The 15,886-nt window shown below is 68.5% G+C and carries 14 protein-coding genes; 7 read left to right on the top strand and 7 right to left on the bottom strand.

Annotated elements, in window-relative coordinates; all coding sequences use genetic code 11:
- Positions 1–149: 149 nt before the first annotated feature.
- Together ACFV1J_RS02850 and ACFV1J_RS02845 are read right to left on the bottom strand one after the other, a co-directional pair.
- Entirely contained in the window at positions 150–746 is a 597-nt protein-coding gene (locus ACFV1J_RS02850) for an NADPH-dependent F420 reductase (RefSeq protein ID WP_385855387.1), read from the bottom strand.
- A gap of 53 nt (positions 747–799) precedes the next feature.
- Positions 800–1,618: a 3'(2'),5'-bisphosphate nucleotidase CysQ gene (locus ACFV1J_RS02845; RefSeq protein ID WP_385855386.1), complete on the bottom strand. Its 819-nt coding sequence runs from the start codon at positions 1,616–1,618 to the stop codon at positions 800–802.
- Positions 1,619–1,755: 137 nt separating this feature from the next.
- On the opposite strand from ACFV1J_RS02845, the gene ACFV1J_RS02840 reads away from it, so the two are divergent.
- A complete protein-coding gene (locus ACFV1J_RS02840; RefSeq protein ID WP_385855385.1) occupies positions 1,756–2,664 on the top strand; it encodes a LysR family transcriptional regulator in 909 nt (302 codons plus the stop codon).
- A gap of 334 nt (positions 2,665–2,998) precedes the next feature.
- Here the strand turns inward: ACFV1J_RS02840 and ACFV1J_RS02835 are convergent, their stop codons facing one another.
- Complete coding sequence (locus tag ACFV1J_RS02835; RefSeq protein WP_385855384.1) at positions 2,999–3,997, bottom strand: NADP-dependent oxidoreductase; 999 nt, start codon at positions 3,995–3,997, stop codon at positions 2,999–3,001.
- Positions 3,998–4,119: 122 nt separating this feature from the next.
- Here ACFV1J_RS02835 and ACFV1J_RS02830 point away from each other — a divergent pair, with 122 nt between their 5' ends.
- A complete protein-coding gene (locus ACFV1J_RS02830; protein WP_385855383.1) occupies positions 4,120–4,995 on the top strand; it encodes a LysR family transcriptional regulator in 876 nt (291 codons plus the stop codon).
- A gap of 1,260 nt (positions 4,996–6,255) precedes the next feature.
- On the opposite strand, the gene ACFV1J_RS02825 is transcribed toward ACFV1J_RS02830, so the two are convergent.
- The 3 genes from ACFV1J_RS02825 to ACFV1J_RS02815 are packed head-to-tail and all read right to left on the bottom strand — an operon-like array spanning position 6,256 to position 7,547.
- Positions 6,256–6,387, bottom strand: a complete 132-nt coding sequence (locus ACFV1J_RS02825) for a hypothetical protein (protein WP_385855382.1) — start codon at positions 6,385–6,387, stop codon at positions 6,256–6,258.
- A 39-nt stretch (positions 6,388–6,426) separates the two neighbouring features.
- The gene (locus ACFV1J_RS02820) at positions 6,427–7,176 is read right to left on the bottom strand and encodes an alpha/beta fold hydrolase (RefSeq protein WP_385855381.1); all 750 of its coding nucleotides are present in this window, start codon (positions 7,174–7,176) and stop codon (positions 6,427–6,429) included.
- A gap of 5 nt (positions 7,177–7,181) precedes the next feature.
- Complete coding sequence (locus ACFV1J_RS02815; protein WP_385855380.1) at positions 7,182–7,547, bottom strand: hypothetical protein; 366 nt, start codon at positions 7,545–7,547, stop codon at positions 7,182–7,184.
- A 79-nt stretch (positions 7,548–7,626) separates the two neighbouring features.
- Here ACFV1J_RS02815 and ACFV1J_RS02810 point away from each other — a divergent pair, with 79 nt between their 5' ends.
- The 3 genes from ACFV1J_RS02810 to ACFV1J_RS02800 all read left to right on the top strand — a co-directional run bounded on the left by ACFV1J_RS02810 (position 7,627) and on the right by ACFV1J_RS02800 (position 12,111).
- Entirely contained in the window at positions 7,627–8,235 is a 609-nt protein-coding gene (locus tag ACFV1J_RS02810; protein WP_385855379.1) for a TetR/AcrR family transcriptional regulator, read from the top strand.
- A 672-nt stretch (positions 8,236–8,907) separates the two neighbouring features.
- The gene (locus tag ACFV1J_RS02805) at positions 8,908–11,595 is read left to right on the top strand and encodes a P-loop NTPase fold protein (protein ID WP_385855378.1); all 2,688 of its coding nucleotides are present in this window, start codon (positions 8,908–8,910) and stop codon (positions 11,593–11,595) included.
- Between the two features lie 177 nt (positions 11,596–11,772).
- Positions 11,773–12,111 carry a hypothetical protein gene (locus ACFV1J_RS02800; RefSeq protein ID WP_385855377.1) on the top strand — a complete coding sequence of 113 codons (339 nt, stop codon included), beginning with the start codon at positions 11,773–11,775 and terminating at the stop codon, positions 12,109–12,111.
- On the opposite strand, the gene dapA is transcribed toward ACFV1J_RS02800, so the two are convergent.
- Positions 12,105–13,019, bottom strand: coding sequence for a 4-hydroxy-tetrahydrodipicolinate synthase (gene dapA / locus ACFV1J_RS02795; RefSeq protein ID WP_385855376.1), 915 nt, complete (start codon positions 13,017–13,019; stop codon positions 12,105–12,107). The genes ACFV1J_RS02800 and dapA overlap by 7 nt on opposite strands.
- Positions 13,020–13,090: 71 nt before the next feature.
- Between dapA and ACFV1J_RS02790 the strand changes: the two genes are divergently transcribed.
- Together ACFV1J_RS02790 and ACFV1J_RS02785 are read left to right on the top strand one after the other, a co-directional pair.
- Complete coding sequence (locus tag ACFV1J_RS02790; RefSeq protein ID WP_385855375.1) at positions 13,091–13,987, top strand: LysR substrate-binding domain-containing protein; 897 nt, start codon at positions 13,091–13,093, stop codon at positions 13,985–13,987.
- A 149-nt stretch (positions 13,988–14,136) separates the two neighbouring features.
- On the top strand, positions 14,137–15,387 hold the full coding sequence (locus ACFV1J_RS02785) for an MFS transporter (protein ID WP_385855374.1): 1,251 nt from the start codon (positions 14,137–14,139) through the stop codon (positions 15,385–15,387).
- Positions 15,388–15,886: the final 499 nt, after the last annotated feature.

The raw sequence follows: 15,886 nt of genomic DNA, 5'->3' as shown, positions 1-15,886 counted from the left end.
AACGTCGCGTCGGTCCGCTTCACCCCGTCCATGGGGCGCCCGGCCAGGAACGGGCCGATACCGAAAGCGAGGGATTCGGCGATCTCTTCCACCTGCTTGTCGAACTTCGTCTGCGTCATGCCGTGCCCCGGCGGTGCACTGTCTGCGGATCAGCGGGCGACCGAGATCGCGAAGGGCGCGAATCCGCTGGACCGCATCACATGCGGTACGAACAGTATTGCGGCCTCCGTGGCGCGGGCGGTTCGGATCCCGCCGAGATCAGTGATCCATTCCTTGCGCCAGCCGAGGTTGATGAGCAGTTCACGGACGGTCTGCTTGGCCTGCGGGTCGTCGCCGGAGAGGAAGGCGTCGGGTGCCTGGGTGAGCGTGGCCGGCGCGGTCATCACCGGGAAGAGCATGGTGTTGAGTGTCTTGACGACGCGGGTTTCGGGGAGCGCTTCCTGGAGTTGCTCGGCGAGGCTTGAGCCGGGGTAGATCAGGTCGGCGGGCAGTCCGTCCGGTCCCTCGACGGTGGCGTTGGAGACGTCGACGAGGATCTTGTCGCGCAGTTCCTCGCGCAGGGCGACGAGCCGGTCCAGCGAGCCGGCTCCCGGGGTGGCGTTGATGACGATCTGGGCTGTCCGGGCAGCGTCGGCGGCGGCGCCCGGCGCGCGGTCCGCCACGGTCACCTCATGCCCTGCCCGGGTGAGGGCTGTGGCCAGATTGCCGCCGACGCGGCCGTTTCCGAGAACTGCGATCGTGGTCATGATGATGTGGTCCTTCCGTGCGTGCAGGTTGTCGTGCAGGTCGTGGTGCGCGGTCAGCGTGAGAGCGTGGCGACGGCCTCGGCGTGGACGCCGGGCCCGGCGGCCAGGAGGCTCTCGCTCTGCGGGGTCCAGGGGCGGCCCTCGGCGTCGGAGATCTGGCCGCCGGCCTCGGTGACGAGGAGCGCCCCGGGCAGCAGATCCGCGCGGGCGCCGGCGAACTGCCAGAAGGCGTCGATCCGGCCGGCGGCCACGTTCAGCAGGTGCAGGGTCGCGGGCACGGCGGTGCGGACGACCAGCGCGTCGAAGAGCATCGCGGTGATCGAGGAGCCGACGCGCCGCACGACCTTCTCGTCCTCGTCCGGCCGGGCCTGGCTGGTGGCCACGATGCTCAGGCCGAGGTCCGCGGTCTGGGAGACGTGCAGCGGCCGGCCGTCGAGGTGGGCGCCCGCGCCGGTGAGCGCGGTGTAGGTCTCGCCGGTCAACGGCAGGTGGACCGCGGTGAGCACCGGCTGGTTCTCCCGCACGAGGGTGGCGGTCACCGCCCACTCCGGCAGGGCGTGCAGGTGGTTGACGTTGCCTTCGGCCGGATCCACGACCCACCATTCGCCGGGCGGCAGCGCCCCGCCGTCCAGCTCGTCCGCCACCCAGCCGGCGTCCGGACGCAGGCGCGTGAGGCGGGGGCGCAGGATGTCGAGGGCCGTGTCGTCGTTGGCGGCGAGCGCGCGCATCAGCTCTTCACGGTTCCGGTAGCGGACCACCTCGCCGAAGCGCTCGCGCAGCGCCGAACCGGCCGCGCGCACGGCGATCGCGGTCTGGCCGAGCAGGTCGGCGTCGGAGACGGCGACATCAGTGGTTGGAAGCGTTTCGGACATGGCGAACTCCCTTTTGAGAAGGAGGTGATGGGGCCGTTCGGGCCGAACTGGGCGCTCTGTTCAGCGCTCTGGTCTCGAAGCTATACAGCCTCTTGATTAACTTCAAATGCATGTAACGCACGGCTAGAATTACTCCCATGCAATTGGATTTGAATCTGCTCGCCGCGCTCGATGCGCTGCTGGAGGAGGGAAGTGTGGCCGGGGCGGCCGCGCGCCTGCACGTCACCGCCCCCGCGATGAGCCGGAGTCTGGGCCGGATCCGGCGCACGACCGGGGATCAGATCCTGGTGCGCACCGGCCGCACCATGACCCCGACGCCGTATGCGATCGCCGTCCGGGAACAGGTGCACGAGCTGCTGCACCAGGTCCAGGGGGTGCTGGCACCGAGCCGTGAACTCGATCTGGCAACGTTGGAACGCACCTTCACCCTCCGCTGGCACGATTCCCTGGTCGCCTTGAGCGGCCCCACACTGCTCTCGGCCGTGCGCGAACAGGCGCCTGGCGTGCGATTGCGCTTCGTCGCGGAATCGAGCATCGACACCCCCGAGTTGCGGCGCGGCGAGGTCGACCTGGAGGCGAACGCCAACCGCCCGAGCGCACCGGACATCCGTGCCGAGAACGTGGGCGAGACCCGCCTCGTCATCGTCGTGCGGCAGGGGCACCCCCTCACCCGCGTCAGGACCGTCACCGCGAAGCGGTACGCCGCCGCTGAGCACGTCACCGTCTCGCGACGTGGAAACCTCAGCGATGCCCTCGACGACGCCCTCGCGCGGCTCGGCCTCACCCGCCGCGTGGTGGCGACCGCGCCCACGGAAGCAGCCGCACTGGAGTTCGCGCGCGGCTCCGATCTCCTGGTCAGCGTCCCCGAAGCCACCACGCGGTCAGCGGTCGCCGACCTCGGCCTGGTCGTGCTCCCCCTCCCGCTCGAACTCCCATCGGCACCGATATACCTGTCGTGGCATCAGCGCTACGACACCGACCACGCCCACGCCTGGCTGCGCGGGCTGGCGCGAACCGCACTGGCCATGGGCGGAGCGTCGTCGTAGTCGGGACCCACATCAAGTCACCAGCCCCCGCCAGTAGGCGGACACGACCAACCTGAACGCCAGTCCGCGAAGCCCGAGTTTGCCGAGAATGCAGGACACGAACGACCCTGACGCTGGACAACGTCTTTCAGGGCGGGGCCAGGTGTATTGACCCGCCGCGGCGCGGTCGCTCGGCACATCGCCGAACGCGGCGGCGATCTGCTTCAACGTCAGCAGCCAGGAGGCCGTCAAGACGTCCAGGTGGTGTCTTCGGTCAGGACCGCTTCCAGCTCGGGCAGATTCAGCTCGTCCAGGGCGTGGGCGCAGTTCGCCACCGCCTACTGGAGTTCGGCGATCACGAGACCACCGTCAGCACGATCTTGCCCTGGATGTGGCCCTGCGCGGCTCGCGTGTGTGCGCTGCCCGCTTCGGACAGCGGGTAGGTGCTGTCCACCCCGACCTGGAGCTTGCCCTCGTCGAAAAGGCGCCCGATCTCGGCGAGTTGGGGGCCGTTGGAACGCACCTGGATGTTCGAGACGGTGATGCCCAGACGCGCCGTCTCTTCCGGGGCGTACTGGGCGAAGAACACCGGAAGCATGGTGCCGCCGCGCTTGAGCACGGTCAGGAAGCGTGAGCTGTCCGGGCCCCCGACGGTGTCGATCACCAGGTCGACACCGCTGACCACGTCCGCGGCCTGCGTCCTGGTGTAGTCGATGAACTCATCGGCGCCGAGCTTGCGCAGGAACTGCTCGTGCCGGCCCGAGGCCACCGCGATGACGTGTGCCCCCTTCCATTTCGCCAGCTGCACCGCGAAGTGGCCCACTCCACCGGCGGCCCCATTGACCAGCACGGTCATCCCTGGCGTGATCGGCACCGGCTGGTGCACCTGGCCGGTGAAAGGAGACGGCACGTCGTGGCCGAGATCAACCAGGTACTGCCAGGCCGTCAGCACGGCCATCGGCGCCCCAGCCGCCTGGACGTGGTCGACACCGGCCGGCTTGTGAGCCAGGTCCGAGGCCGGCGCGGCCACGTACTCGGCGTACGTCCGGCCGTCGAATCCGGGGAACCGCAGCATGCCGAAGACCTCGTCACCGACGGCGAACCCCAGCACGTCCGGAGCGACCGCCTGCACCACGCCCGACATGTCCGTTCCGGGGATCAGGGGGAACTCCAGCGCCGGCCTCATCTCGGCCGGCATGACCTTCATCCCCTCACGCAGGTACCAGTCCGGCGGGTTGATGCCCGCCGCGTGGACCCGAACGAGCACCTCGCCCGGGCCGATCTCGGGAACCGGCACCTCGTCATACCGCAAAACTTCCGGCCCGCCCGCTTCGTGGAACTGGATCGCCTTCATCGCGCCTGTCGCTTTCTTGGGGAAACGTTGCTCCTTCAGTCAAGGCCCAGGCCGGCATGGCCGTCCAAGACCGGTTCGGCAACTCGATCATTCCGAAACGGCATGACGCGTACGCTGGACGGGTGAACGATCGCGGACAGGACCTGGAACTGCGGCTGGTGCGCTACTTCACCGTGGTGGCGGCGCACCAGCACTTCGGCCGGGCCGCCGCCGACTTGCACGTGGCCCAGCCGGCGCTGAGCCGCCAGATCCAACGGCTCGAGAAGTACCTGGGCGCACGACTGCTGGACCGCGGGCCCCAGGGCGCCCGGCTCACTCCGGCCGGCCAGAGTTTCCTCCCCCGTGCCCAAGCCCTGCTGCAGGCCGCCCGCCAGGCCGAGCTGGCCGTGCGTGAACGAGCCGAGACCGAGCGAATCGCCATCGGCTACGTTGAAGACTTGGTGATCACTGCCGCCGTACGGGAACTGCGCCGCCGTTACCCGGACGCCGAGATCGCCACCCGGTACCTCAGCTGCCGCGACATCGGGGCGCTGTCCGACAAGCGCGTCGACGCCCTGATCGCGCGGGCCCCGCTGCCGCTCGCCGCCGACGACGTGCTCACCACGCCGCTGTACGAGGAGCCCCGGATGCTCGTGGTCCCGCGCGGCCATCCCTTGGCCGACCGCACGTCGGTGACCGCGGAAGAACTGGCCGGCGAGGAGGCGGCGCCGTGCGCGTTCGAGACCGCGGACTGGACTTCCTACCGGGTCCTCGGGGCCGGCGTGCCGCCGATCGAGAGCTACGAGGACAAGCTCGAACTCGTCGCGAGCGGCAGGGCGATCGCCGTGCTACCGGTCGGCGATCGGCGTAGCTCACTGCGTCCCCACCTCGTCACCGTCCCGGTCGAGGGCGCTCCCCCGAGCCAGGTCGTCCTGGTCAGCCGCAAGGGCGACCCGAATCCGATGATCAGGCGTCTCCGGCTGGCGGCCCAGGCCGTCCTGACCGCCCCGGCAGCCTGACCGGGACCCGCTTGGCACTGAACTGCCCCAAGCTCTTTTCGTGTCGCTTGTAGCACCTGTCGCAGGTGTCCGGCCTGGAGCCGTCGGCCCGGATGCTGAGGGAAGCGATCTGTCCGCAGACACCGCACGGGCAGGGAGGGCTGGAGTAACAGCCGTCGCAGACCGGCCCGTCGGGGGTCCGTACGTTGACCCGGCGTACCCGCCCGTAACGGCAGCACATCTGACGATTCTTCGGAGCACAGGTCCGGCAGAGGCTGGCGCCGTCGGGCATACGCCGGTACGAGGTCATCATCCGGTGGCAGTCGGCGCATTCCTCTTTGGCATCCGGCTCCTTGTTCCTGCACGGGTTGCAGATGCCACCCTCCGGTCGGCGGGCGACGTCACTCAGCTGCTGCCGCTGCTCGACGCGATCCCACCGGTCCGCGGCCGGGTCGGGCGTCAGGAGGATCTCGTGCAGACGTGGCCACACACCTGCGGAGCAACGCGTTCCCACAGGTCATCAGGCACAAGATCAACAGGCACCCGCAGAACTCTGCCGCCGGCCAAGCCCAACTGCCAAGCCCTCAACGCCAACTCATTCTGAAATGATCAGCCAGTCGGCACGGTCACGATCGCTGATCCACCCAGAACCACTGCCCCAACCCAGCCAGCAGGCCACAGCCCTGACGCCGGGGAGACCACCACATTCACACCACCCGTCGGCGCGAACGACACCGGCACCCGGGCCAGGTCCTCCCACAACCCACGCTCTGAAGAGCAACGGATCCATCGACATGGCCCCGATCCCGCCAGGAGAGGCAGCTGCTGACCTGGCATTTAACTCAGCAACCGGTCTTTCACCGGCATCAGAAAACCTTGCCCGAGCACTTCGCGAACACGGCCACGACGTTGAGGTCGAGCACCTTCGCGTCCGGCTCCCCCCGCGTTTTGAACAAGGCGTCCTCGTGACCTCTCACCGGAGCCGCAGAACGCCAGGAGCGCGATGGTCGAACATCTCGACCAGCCAATCAAACACAGTGGTCCGCGCTCTTCTCTCACTGCGGCAAGGTCAGCGCTGACAGAAGGACGGCTCGTTGGGTGACTGCGCGACGACCGGATCTCCAACTGGAGAACCGTCTCGGGATAGCCGAGATGCTCGCGAGACACCTCGTGGTCGCGCCACTCAACACCGAGGGCGCCCCCACGACATCGTCCAGGCCGTCGGGCGTTCGCCTCCGGGTCACACCGCTCCCTCGGCAGGGCTCTGCAGAGGCTGCGGGCTCAAAGCGAGCGAGCGGAGAGGCCGCTCGCCGTTCCGCAGGTTTCGTGGTCGCTACCGAGGTGCGGCGCGTGCTCGTCGAGGTGGTGCAGCATCTCGTCCGGCGGCAGGTCGAGCGCCGCGAGGGTCTGCACGATGGTGCGCAGCTGAGAACCCCGCCCCCAGTGATGTCCTCAGTGGACCGTCGCCCAGAACGCACGCAGGGCTGAGGCGCCAGAGACGGGGTCTTCGGTCATCCACCAGTGGCCAAGTCCGCTGAGGACCTGCACCCGTGCCCCTGCTCGGCGTGCAGCGCGACGCCGTTGCTCCTCGGTGCCGACGAGGTGGTCGGCGGTGGCGAGGAGCGCGAGTCCCGGCCGGGCAGCCGCACGCTCCAACTCCAAGCCGGGGCCGGTCACGTCGGGCTCGGTGGACCGGTAGACCGCGAGCACCGCTCGGCCCATCGCCTCGTTCTGCCCCGCGGCGACGCGGGCGGCGACCTGCCTGCCCATGCCCCGTTCGACGAGCACCGCGGTCCGTTCCTCGACCGTCCCGCCGAATCGCGCGGCGACGTCGGCTTCTCCGATGCCTGGCGTCCGCCAACGGCGGGCGAGCTCGTGCCACTCGTACTCGGGGTCGTAGATCCCCAGTACGTCGCTGACCCAGCTGCGGACGAGGTCCGGACGGCTCAGCACGACGTTCACGACGTGGCTGCCGCCCAAGTCGTGGCCCACCAGGTCGACCGGCTCCCCGAGGGCCGTCAGCTCATCGGCGAGCCAGTCCCGGTATTCGGTGCGGGTGGCGCCGAACCCGGCGGGCAGCGGCGTCCCGAACCCGGGTGGCGACAGGCAGATCAGATCGGATCGGAATTGCCCCAGTTCGGACAGCAGCGGCTCCCAGACCGCCGCCGTCTCCGGGTTTCCGTGGACGAAGACCGCGGGCATCGGGCTCAGACCGCGATCGGCTTGGTCGGCTGCGGGACCGACGCCACGGGCGCCTCGCCGCTCGAATGGGGGACTGTGCCGTAGCCGGGGTCCCGGACCGGGTGGGCGAACGCCTGGCGGTTCGGGTGGCGCACCAACACCCTGGCCCGGGCAGCTACGTCCTCCGCGGCCAACTCACGCCCGCCCTCGCCCAGGTACTCCACAAAGACGCCGAAGTGGGCGGTGACTGAGGAGCGGATCGTCTCCGCGTAGCGCCGGCAGTTCTCGCGGCCGCCGCGTGGTCGGAACCGCAACCCGCTGAGCATCACCACCGGCCCGCCGGGGGCGTCCGCGAGCAGAACATCCAGGTCATGGCCATCTCTCTCGGTCATCGAAACCTCCGGGCGGTGGAATGCGATGCCTTACCCTCACATACTTGTTGACTGACACGCAAGTTTGTACGCTTGAGCCATGACCACCGCACGCCGTACCCAGCGCGAACGCCGGGACCACGCCGAGTCCGCACTGCTGAACGCCGCCGCCGAACTGGTCGTCGACCGCGGCCTACGCGCGTTGACGCTGGCTCGCGTAGGGGAACGGGCCGGCTACAGCCGAGGCATCGTCACGCACCACTTCGGCTCCAAGCAGGCACTGCTCCATCGCCTCGCCCACGCCACGCAGGCCGGATTCGTGCCGGGACTCAGCGACCTGCCTCCGGGGTTGAACCGCCTGCTGCGGCTGATTGACGGCTACGTTGGCGCGCTTGGGGAGATCGGTGTGTTCAACCGGGCCTTCTTGCTGTTGTGGGCCGAGGCCGCCACGGAGGCGGAGCTGGCGCCGATCTTCCGTGAGCGGGACGACGCCTTCCGCGCCGACCTGCGCGACGACGTCCATGCCGGCATCAAGGACGGCACCATCCGCACCGACCTCACTCCCACCGAGGTCGCGGTCGCGATCGTCGGGCAACTCCGCGGGATTGGACTGCAGCGGCTGCTTGACCCACAGGCCGTCGACACCGAACGGCTGCGCCACGCCGTCACTGGGTACTGGCGCCGGGCGCTCAGCCCAGCGGAGGTGTGACCGCAGGCGGCGTCGGCGGAGGCCCTGGACCGTATGGAGAACCGGGGCCTCGCTCGCAGGTAGTGGGGGCTGCCGCCGCTCTGGGTGGCGGTAGAGCCGCAATTGCGGCAGGTGCGGGTCAACGAGCGTACGTATGCCGGGCTGGATGTTCACGCCCGCTCCGTCGCCGGGGCTGCCGTGATCGATGGGGTCTCCGGGGGAATTCGGTCGCTGCGGCTGGCGCCGGAGACGAACGCGGTGGCGTCCTGGGTGGCGTCGACGGCGGCGTCGCGGAAGCCCAGGGCGTCGCGGAAGCCGCGGCGCGGATCCGGCGGGGGAACAGCTCGGCGTACGAGGCCCCGTGGTAGCTGAACTTCCGCTCGCCGAGGGGCGGCCCGGACCGCCGCCGAAGCGGGCCTGTCGATTGCGTTGTCGGGTGGTCCGGGCCGAGGACCTGCTGCATCGCGTGCGTTCGGAGGGCTCGTACGGTACGGCGCCCATTCCAAGTCCGGGCGTCTTCACGCACACAAGGCGTACGACGTTCCTCACCGACGGCAATGGCTGACAAGCCTGGATCAGGCCTAAACTGGCAGGCCTCGGAGCCGCATCCTCTGGATCAGTGCGGCCCGGTCGTCGCGGAAGGGCGGTCAGTTGGGGAAGCATGCGGACCAGTTCCGAGACGAATTACGTGCGTTGTACGAGAAGGCCGGAAGGCCGACCCTGAGGCAGTTATCCAGGCAAAGCGAGAATCGTCTGGCGGCATCGACGATCAGCGGCTGGCTCAACGGTCGCGCCCTGCCAAGCGAAGCCCTGACGAGCGAATTCCTGGCGCTGATCTCCCTGCTGCAAAGGGTGACAGGAGAAACCACGGGAAACACCCGAACACGGGACCAGCGCCGGTGGCTGGAACTTCTCGATGCGGCTCGCCGGGAGCGCGGTGTTCGCGCCGAATCCAGGGCGCCATTCGGGTGGGCTGAGGTGGTCAAGAATCCTGCCATGTTCGAGACACTGGTATCTCTGCTCATTCTGCGGATTCGTCCTCATGCCCAGGTGGCCCAGCGCAGTGGTAAAGGCCGCGGATACGATGTATTTGAGCACTCGGATGACGGCGGCCTCGTCCAGTACGAGTTGAAAGCCTTCACCGGCCGCATGACGTCGGATCGCAGAGCGCAGATTCGCCGTGCGCTCCAGAGGCTCGAACCTCAGCCGGATCACTGGGATCTCGTGGTGCCGATCGACGCGACGCCCTCTGAGGATGCATGGTTCGCAGGCCTTCGCGATGAATTTCCCTTCGTCCGGCAGTGGCACGGCCTGAGTTGGTTGAATCGCCTGCTCGGTGACCAACCTGACCTGGTCTCCTACCTGACTGCGGGTTCACCAGACCTCCTGGGCAGGCGTCTGCGAGAAGCAATGGCCAGCCGCCGCTCGCTGCCAGGAAAGGCCGTGTCGGACCCTCTGGGCGGACATGGTTCTGTCCGCTGCCGAGGTTTCGGCGATCGGCCCGCCGACGAGGACCTGCTGAACCGGGACGCATTGGTCGCAGCTGTCGCCGACCTGCTGGTGACGGGCGAAGACAACGTCAGAACCACGGTTGAAGCCGGCGGCGCTTTCGTGGACACCACGGGCCCGACCGTCGTGGCTTTGGAAGGCCCATGGGGGTCGGGCAAGACGAGCATGATGCGGCTGATCGAAAGGGAAGTCCTTCGCAGGCAGTCGGCACGCTGCGACAAGACCGACCCGCACCGGCGTTGGTGGAGGCGTTGGTGGAGGCGTTGGTGGAGGCGTTCGCCCGAGCATCTTTCGGTCAAGGCCGCGCTTCTGCAGCTGATTCGGACCACCCCCGAGGCACCCACGAACAGAGAAATGTCTCGGCCGGGAAATGCAGCACGGGCGGGGCGGCCTTCGACGTCCATAACAGCCCACTTCAACCCCTGGGCGCATCAGACAAACGATCAGATATGGGCAGGCCTGACTCGGACGATTGTCGAGGCTGCGCAGCCTGCGCTGGGATCTCACGGGCGGAGCCGGGAGACGTACTGGCTGCGTAGGAACTCGGTTCGCCTGGACCGTCATCAACTGCGTCGCACGATGCTGCGGCGGCTGTGCTCCCCAGTGCTGCGAGTAGCAGTCTTCGCGCTGCTTGCTCCCCTGGTCGCACAGCTCGCCAAGGGAGGGCAGAACTACCACATCGCTGGGCATCAGATCAGCGCGGTTTTGCTGGCAGGGGCGTTGCCGACGCTCTTGGCCGTCGTGGGGGTCATTCATACGGTGTTGCGCCTCGCCTGTGGGCGGGCGCGTTCCTACCTGCCGGGCGAGCTCCTGGACGGCCCGGTGATGAGCGGTGTCCTCGCCCCGGCGGGAAGTGGAGGCGTTAACGACGCCTTGCGAGACCCGTACTACCACGCCCGGTCCGGATACCTCTATCTCGTCCAGCACGACATCCGGGAGCTGCTCGCGACCTTGAAGCAAGGCGGCCACGAGCTGATCGTCTTCATCGACGACCTGGACCGCTGCTCACCCCGGGTGACCGCCGATGTTTTCGAAGCAATCAATCTGTTTCTGTCGGGCGCGCTGTACGTCCCTACGCGCCAGAGCGCCCAGGACCAAGCCCGATGCCGGTTTGTTCTTGGGCTCGACCCTGGAGTCGTCGCCGCTCATCTGGACCGAGCCTATGCAGATCTCGTGACCGCGGACCTGGCCGACTCGCATCAGGACCCTTCCGTGGGCTGGACCTTCCTGCGCAAGCTCGTCCAGCTGCCGGTGGCCCTGCCGCCGACGTCGCAGGGCAGCGTCGAAACCGCTCTGACCGGGCTACTGGGCGAGATTGCCCCGTCGGCTCCGCCGGCCGTCGTCGCTCTCGACGAGGCGGGCGAACAACAGTCTGTCGTGGCTCCTGCTCGGGCCCCGTCCTCGACCACGTCGTACGGCCGTACATCGGAGACCGAGGCACTTGTACGTGCCCTGGAGACGGACCACACGGTCCGCGACCAGCTCGGCAAACGCCTGCGCGCACAGAACGATCTCTCGCTTCGTGAAGTGAAACGGCTTTTGACGTTGTGGCAGTTCTATCTTCGGGTGCTGGGCCACAAGGAACACGGACTGGAAAGGCTGTCGGTACAAGAGGCGGTCCATCTGGTGGTGCTTTCCGAGATCGCGGCCCGCTGGCCGGCGCTCCAGACGCCCCTGCGCCGACGCTTCGATGGAGCGACGGGACTGGAGATTCTCGCGGAGAGCACCACGGACGACCACTCATGGGCCAGAGCCCTCCGGCGCGTCGGGCTGAGCGACATGCGCCACGCCAAGTCGTGCGTTGCGCTGCGATCGCTGCTCGCCGAGCATGAAGGGAAGTCGGTGGCCGAGCTCGCGGAACGGCTGTCTTGAGAGGGAATCTGATCTGGACGGCGGGCAGTTCGGGATGGTGTTGCGGCTGGTTGCCTTGGCTGTCGTTGCTCGGTATGCGAGTGCTCGGTCGTACGTAAAGTGGCGTGTCCGATGCCCGCTGGGCGAACGCGATCCTCTGGGTCAACCACACCGGCATCCCATGGGAGTACCTGCCGCGTGCCGCACGACTTCCCTTCCTACAAGACCGTGTACGACTCCTACGCCACGTGGGAAACGGACGGCACCACCCAGCTGACCCGCGACCCGTTCCGGGACAGGACCCGCCGGACCCACGGCCGCAGCACGGAGCCGGCCACGGCCGTGGTGGACGCGCAGAGCGTGAAGACCTCGGGCAACGTCGCCGAGACCAGTCAGGGCATCGACGCCCCGACTTCCACGACGGCTCGTGAGGCAGATTGGTGCCCCTGGCCCAAGCGCTCTTCCGGCAAACTCGTCGTCGGGCAGGTCGTCGCTTCCGGCAGCCTCCAACACGTCCGCGAAGGTCATGTTCAGTGAGCCGCCGTTGCGGGAGCGCCGCTGCCGGCCAGGAGCGCCGCCTGACCGACCGAGCTGGTGGAGGCGGCCAGCAGCGGCATCCGGACGGCGGGGCTGGGAATGCGTCCCTGGGCGTGCAGCACTCCCTTGATGACTGTCGGGTTCGGCTCGGCGAAGAGCGCAGCGGACAACCGGGCCAGCTCGGCTCCGAGCCTGCGCGCGGGTGCGGCGGAGCCGCGGCGCCACAACGAGATCAGTTCGGCGTAGTCGGCGGTACGGACATTGGCAGAGGCGAGAATTCCACCGTGGGCGCCCGCCGCGACGAGGGGTGCGATGACGACGTCGTCGCCGCCGAGCACGGCGAAGCCGTGCGGTGCGCAGGCGAGCAACTCGACCGTGGTCGCATCGATCGCGCCGGTCGCGTGCTTGACCCCGACGACCTCTGGTAGGCGGCCGAGTGCCGCAAGCGCGTCGGCGCTGAGAGTCTGTCCGGTGCGGTAGGGGATGTCGTACACGATCAGCGGTATGCCGCCGTGGTCGGCCAGCGCGGTGAAATGCGCCAGGGTCCCCGCTTCACCGGGACGGATGTAGGGCGGCGTGGGAACCAGCGCCGCGGCTACGTCGCCGCTGGCCGCCAGCTCACGCAGCGACTCGATGGCGGTGGCGGTGTCATTGGTGCCGACCCCGACGATCAGCGGGGCGCCGTGTGCCCGGCAGGCGGCTGAGCAGACCCGCACCACGGTCTGCTTCTCCTCCGCGGTCAATGTGGCCGATTCCGCGGTGGTGCCGAGGGCGACGATCCCGGAGGCACCCGCCGACAGCGCCTCGTCGGCGAGTCGGGCCAGCGCATCGGGAGCCAAGCGCAGATCGTCGGTGAACGGAGTCACCAGGGGGACGTAGAGGCCTGTGAAATTCAGCTCGGACTTCATGTTCCCACCCTTGCTCATGCTGATCCTGTAGGTCCATTGCTGATTTCTGCCGGAATACCTAAGCTGAACTTATGCTCGATGTTCGTCGCCTCTACCTGCTTCGCGAGTTGGACCGGCGGGGCACGATCGCCGCCGTGGCCGAGGCGCTGACCTTCACCGCCTCAGCTGTCTCCCAGCAACTGAGCGTGCTGGAACGCGAGGCAGGCGTGGCCTTGCTGGAACGCAGCGGCAGGCGCGTGATCCTCACGCCCGCCGGCCGGTCCCTCGTCGCACACGCCGATGCCGTGCTGGAACGCCTGGAACTGGCGGTCGCCGAACTCGCCAGCGCGCGGGAGGGCATCGGCGGGTCGCTGCGCATCGGGACCTTTCCCTCCGGTGGCCACACCATCGTTCCCGCCGCACTGGCCGAGCTGGCCCAACGGCATCCCGCGCTGGAACCGATGGTGCAAGAGATCGACTCGGCGCGCGTCTCCGACGGCCTGCGAGCCGGCGAGCTCGACGTGGCCCTGGTCCACGACTACGACTTCGTACCCGCCTCACCGGACACCACCGTGGACGAGGTGCCTCTGCTTGAGGAACCCATGTACCTCGCGACCAACACCGCAACCAAGACCACCAGCCGCGGCAACACGCTGGCAGAGCTGCTCGGGCCTTATGCCGAGGCCCCTTGGATCACCGCACGGGACGGCACGACCGGTCACGCGATGGCCGTGCGCGCCTGCCAGGCGGCCGGGTTCCAGCCGAGAATCCACCACCAGGTCAACGATTTCCGCACGGCGCTGTCCCTGGCCGCCATCGGGCAAGGGGCAGGATTCGTACCGGAAATGGCCACTGCGCATCCGCCCGCGGGCGTGGTGTTGACCAAGTTGCCGTTGTTCCGTCGATCGAGGGTCGCCTTCCGCGCGGGCGGCGGTACACATCCGGCGATCGCCGCATTCGTGGCCGCGGCAAGAGCAGCAGTGGGCTAGAGGCATTGTTCGCCCCCGGCGTCGGCGTGGCCGAGGACCAACGCGCGTACGTGCTGCGCTTGCCGAACATATTCCGTTGACCGAGGGCCATCCGAGGCAGGAAAGTGTCGCCCTGGTCGAGACCAACGGCATACGGGGGACGGTGAGCGGTGGCTGGCTCGAGCATGGCCCATGACCTGCAAGTCAAGAAGACCTCGGCTGAACTGCCCTTGTGGGCAACGGACTTCCGGCTGTTCTTCACCGCCCGCACCACCTCTCTGCTGGGCGACGCGATGCTCCCCGTCGCGATCACGGCCGCCGTGATCCGGGCGGGCTACGGCGCGAGCGGGGTGGGCTATGCGCTGGCCGCGCTCGTGGCCCCGTTCGCAGCACTGATCATCTTTGGTGGGGTGCTGTCCGACCGCTTCGGCGCCCGACGGCTGATGATCGTCTCGGACACGGTCCGGCTGTGCTTCCAGGCGGTGCTCACGCTGCTGTTCCTGTTGGGTACGCCGCAACTGTGGCAGATCCTGTTGCTGCTGGCCCTGGTCGGGGCAGGTAGCGCACTCTTCCAGCCGGGAGTCGCCAGCATCACCCCGCGCATAGCCCAGGACGTGCAGAAGGCCAATGCCACCCTCCGCATCTCGGAGTCCGTCACTGCCGTCATCGGCCCCTCGCTGGCCGGCCTGCTGCTGGTGATCTCCTCACCGGCAACGGTGGTCGCCCTCGACGCCTTGACCTATGCGGTCAGCGGCACCTGCCTGCTCCTGCTCCGCTCGGTCCCGATGGGGCCGGCCGCGCGGGACGGCGCCTCGTCGTTCCGGGCCGATCTCGTCGAGGGGTGGCGGGAGTTCCGGGCCAGAACCTGGCTGTGGAGCGTCATCGTCGTCTTCATGCTCTGGCAGTTGGCGGGCGCCGGCCCCACCATGACCCTCGGCAACAGCACGCTGGTCACCGACTACGGGGCACCGACGTTCGGCCTGGTCATGTCGTCCCTCGGCGCGGGAAGCGTGGTGGGCGGAATCGTCGCGATCAGGCTCCGCCCGCGGTACCCACTCCGGGCCGGCGCCCTCTCCATGCCTCTCTGGGCGCTCATGCCGTTGGGTGTCGCTCTCGGCCTTCCCGCTCCGGTCATCGCCGGGTGCTACGGGGTGAGCGGCGTGGGGATGGCGTTCTGGATCGTCATGTTCCACACGAGCGTGCAGACGCACATCCGGCAGGACGTCCTCGGCAGGGTGCACGCGTACGATGCGGCCGGCTCGCTGGTGATGAAGCCAGTTGGGCAGGCGGTGGCAGGGCCGCTCGCGGTCGTCGCAGGGACGGTGCCGCTGCTGTGCGTGTCCGCGTCCATGGCGCTCGTCGCCTGCGCCCTGCTGCTGGCAATCCCAGCCGTGCGCGGCCTGAAGCGCGTGGAGCGCTGAGCCGCCAGTCCCCCAACTACTGAAAGCATATGCGTGATGTCGACCTCGGCCGCAGTTCCAGCTGACGTTCGTGACCGGGGTGGCTGGGACCGGCGAGGGGGAAGGGGGAGGCATGACCCCCTGCGCGGAGTGCGGTGGGTCCTTGGATTCGCGATCTTGTGCTGATGCCGCCGCTCGGGTCGGGCGTGCGGCGCGTACCGCTCAGGCACAGGCACTCCCCTGCACTCCCCCATCCGCGCACCGCATCGTCATCGATCTCACGACGCGTACTCGTTCAGCACCCCGCACAGCCTGACGGCCACGCGCCACCCAGGACGCCCGGCGGTCAACCGCTTCTCCAGAATGCTGGGGACCGTGACCGTCGGCGGGCAGTGCCTCCTTCGCATACGGGCCGCGGCCTCCCTCTCCAACCGCCTCTGCCAACGCTTCCTCGCCGTTGATCCGGAACTGCAACTGGGCAGCACAGGTCCTTTCCTACGACCAGGTGTGAGCGTCCGGC

The sequence above is a fragment of the Streptomyces sp. NPDC059649 genome, assembly GCF_042734445.1.
In the GTDB taxonomy this organism is placed as follows: Bacteria; Actinomycetota; Actinomycetes; order Streptomycetales; family Streptomycetaceae; genus Streptomyces.
The sequence above is the reverse complement of the archived record's forward strand: the minus strand, read 5'-3'. Positions and strand labels throughout refer to the sequence as shown.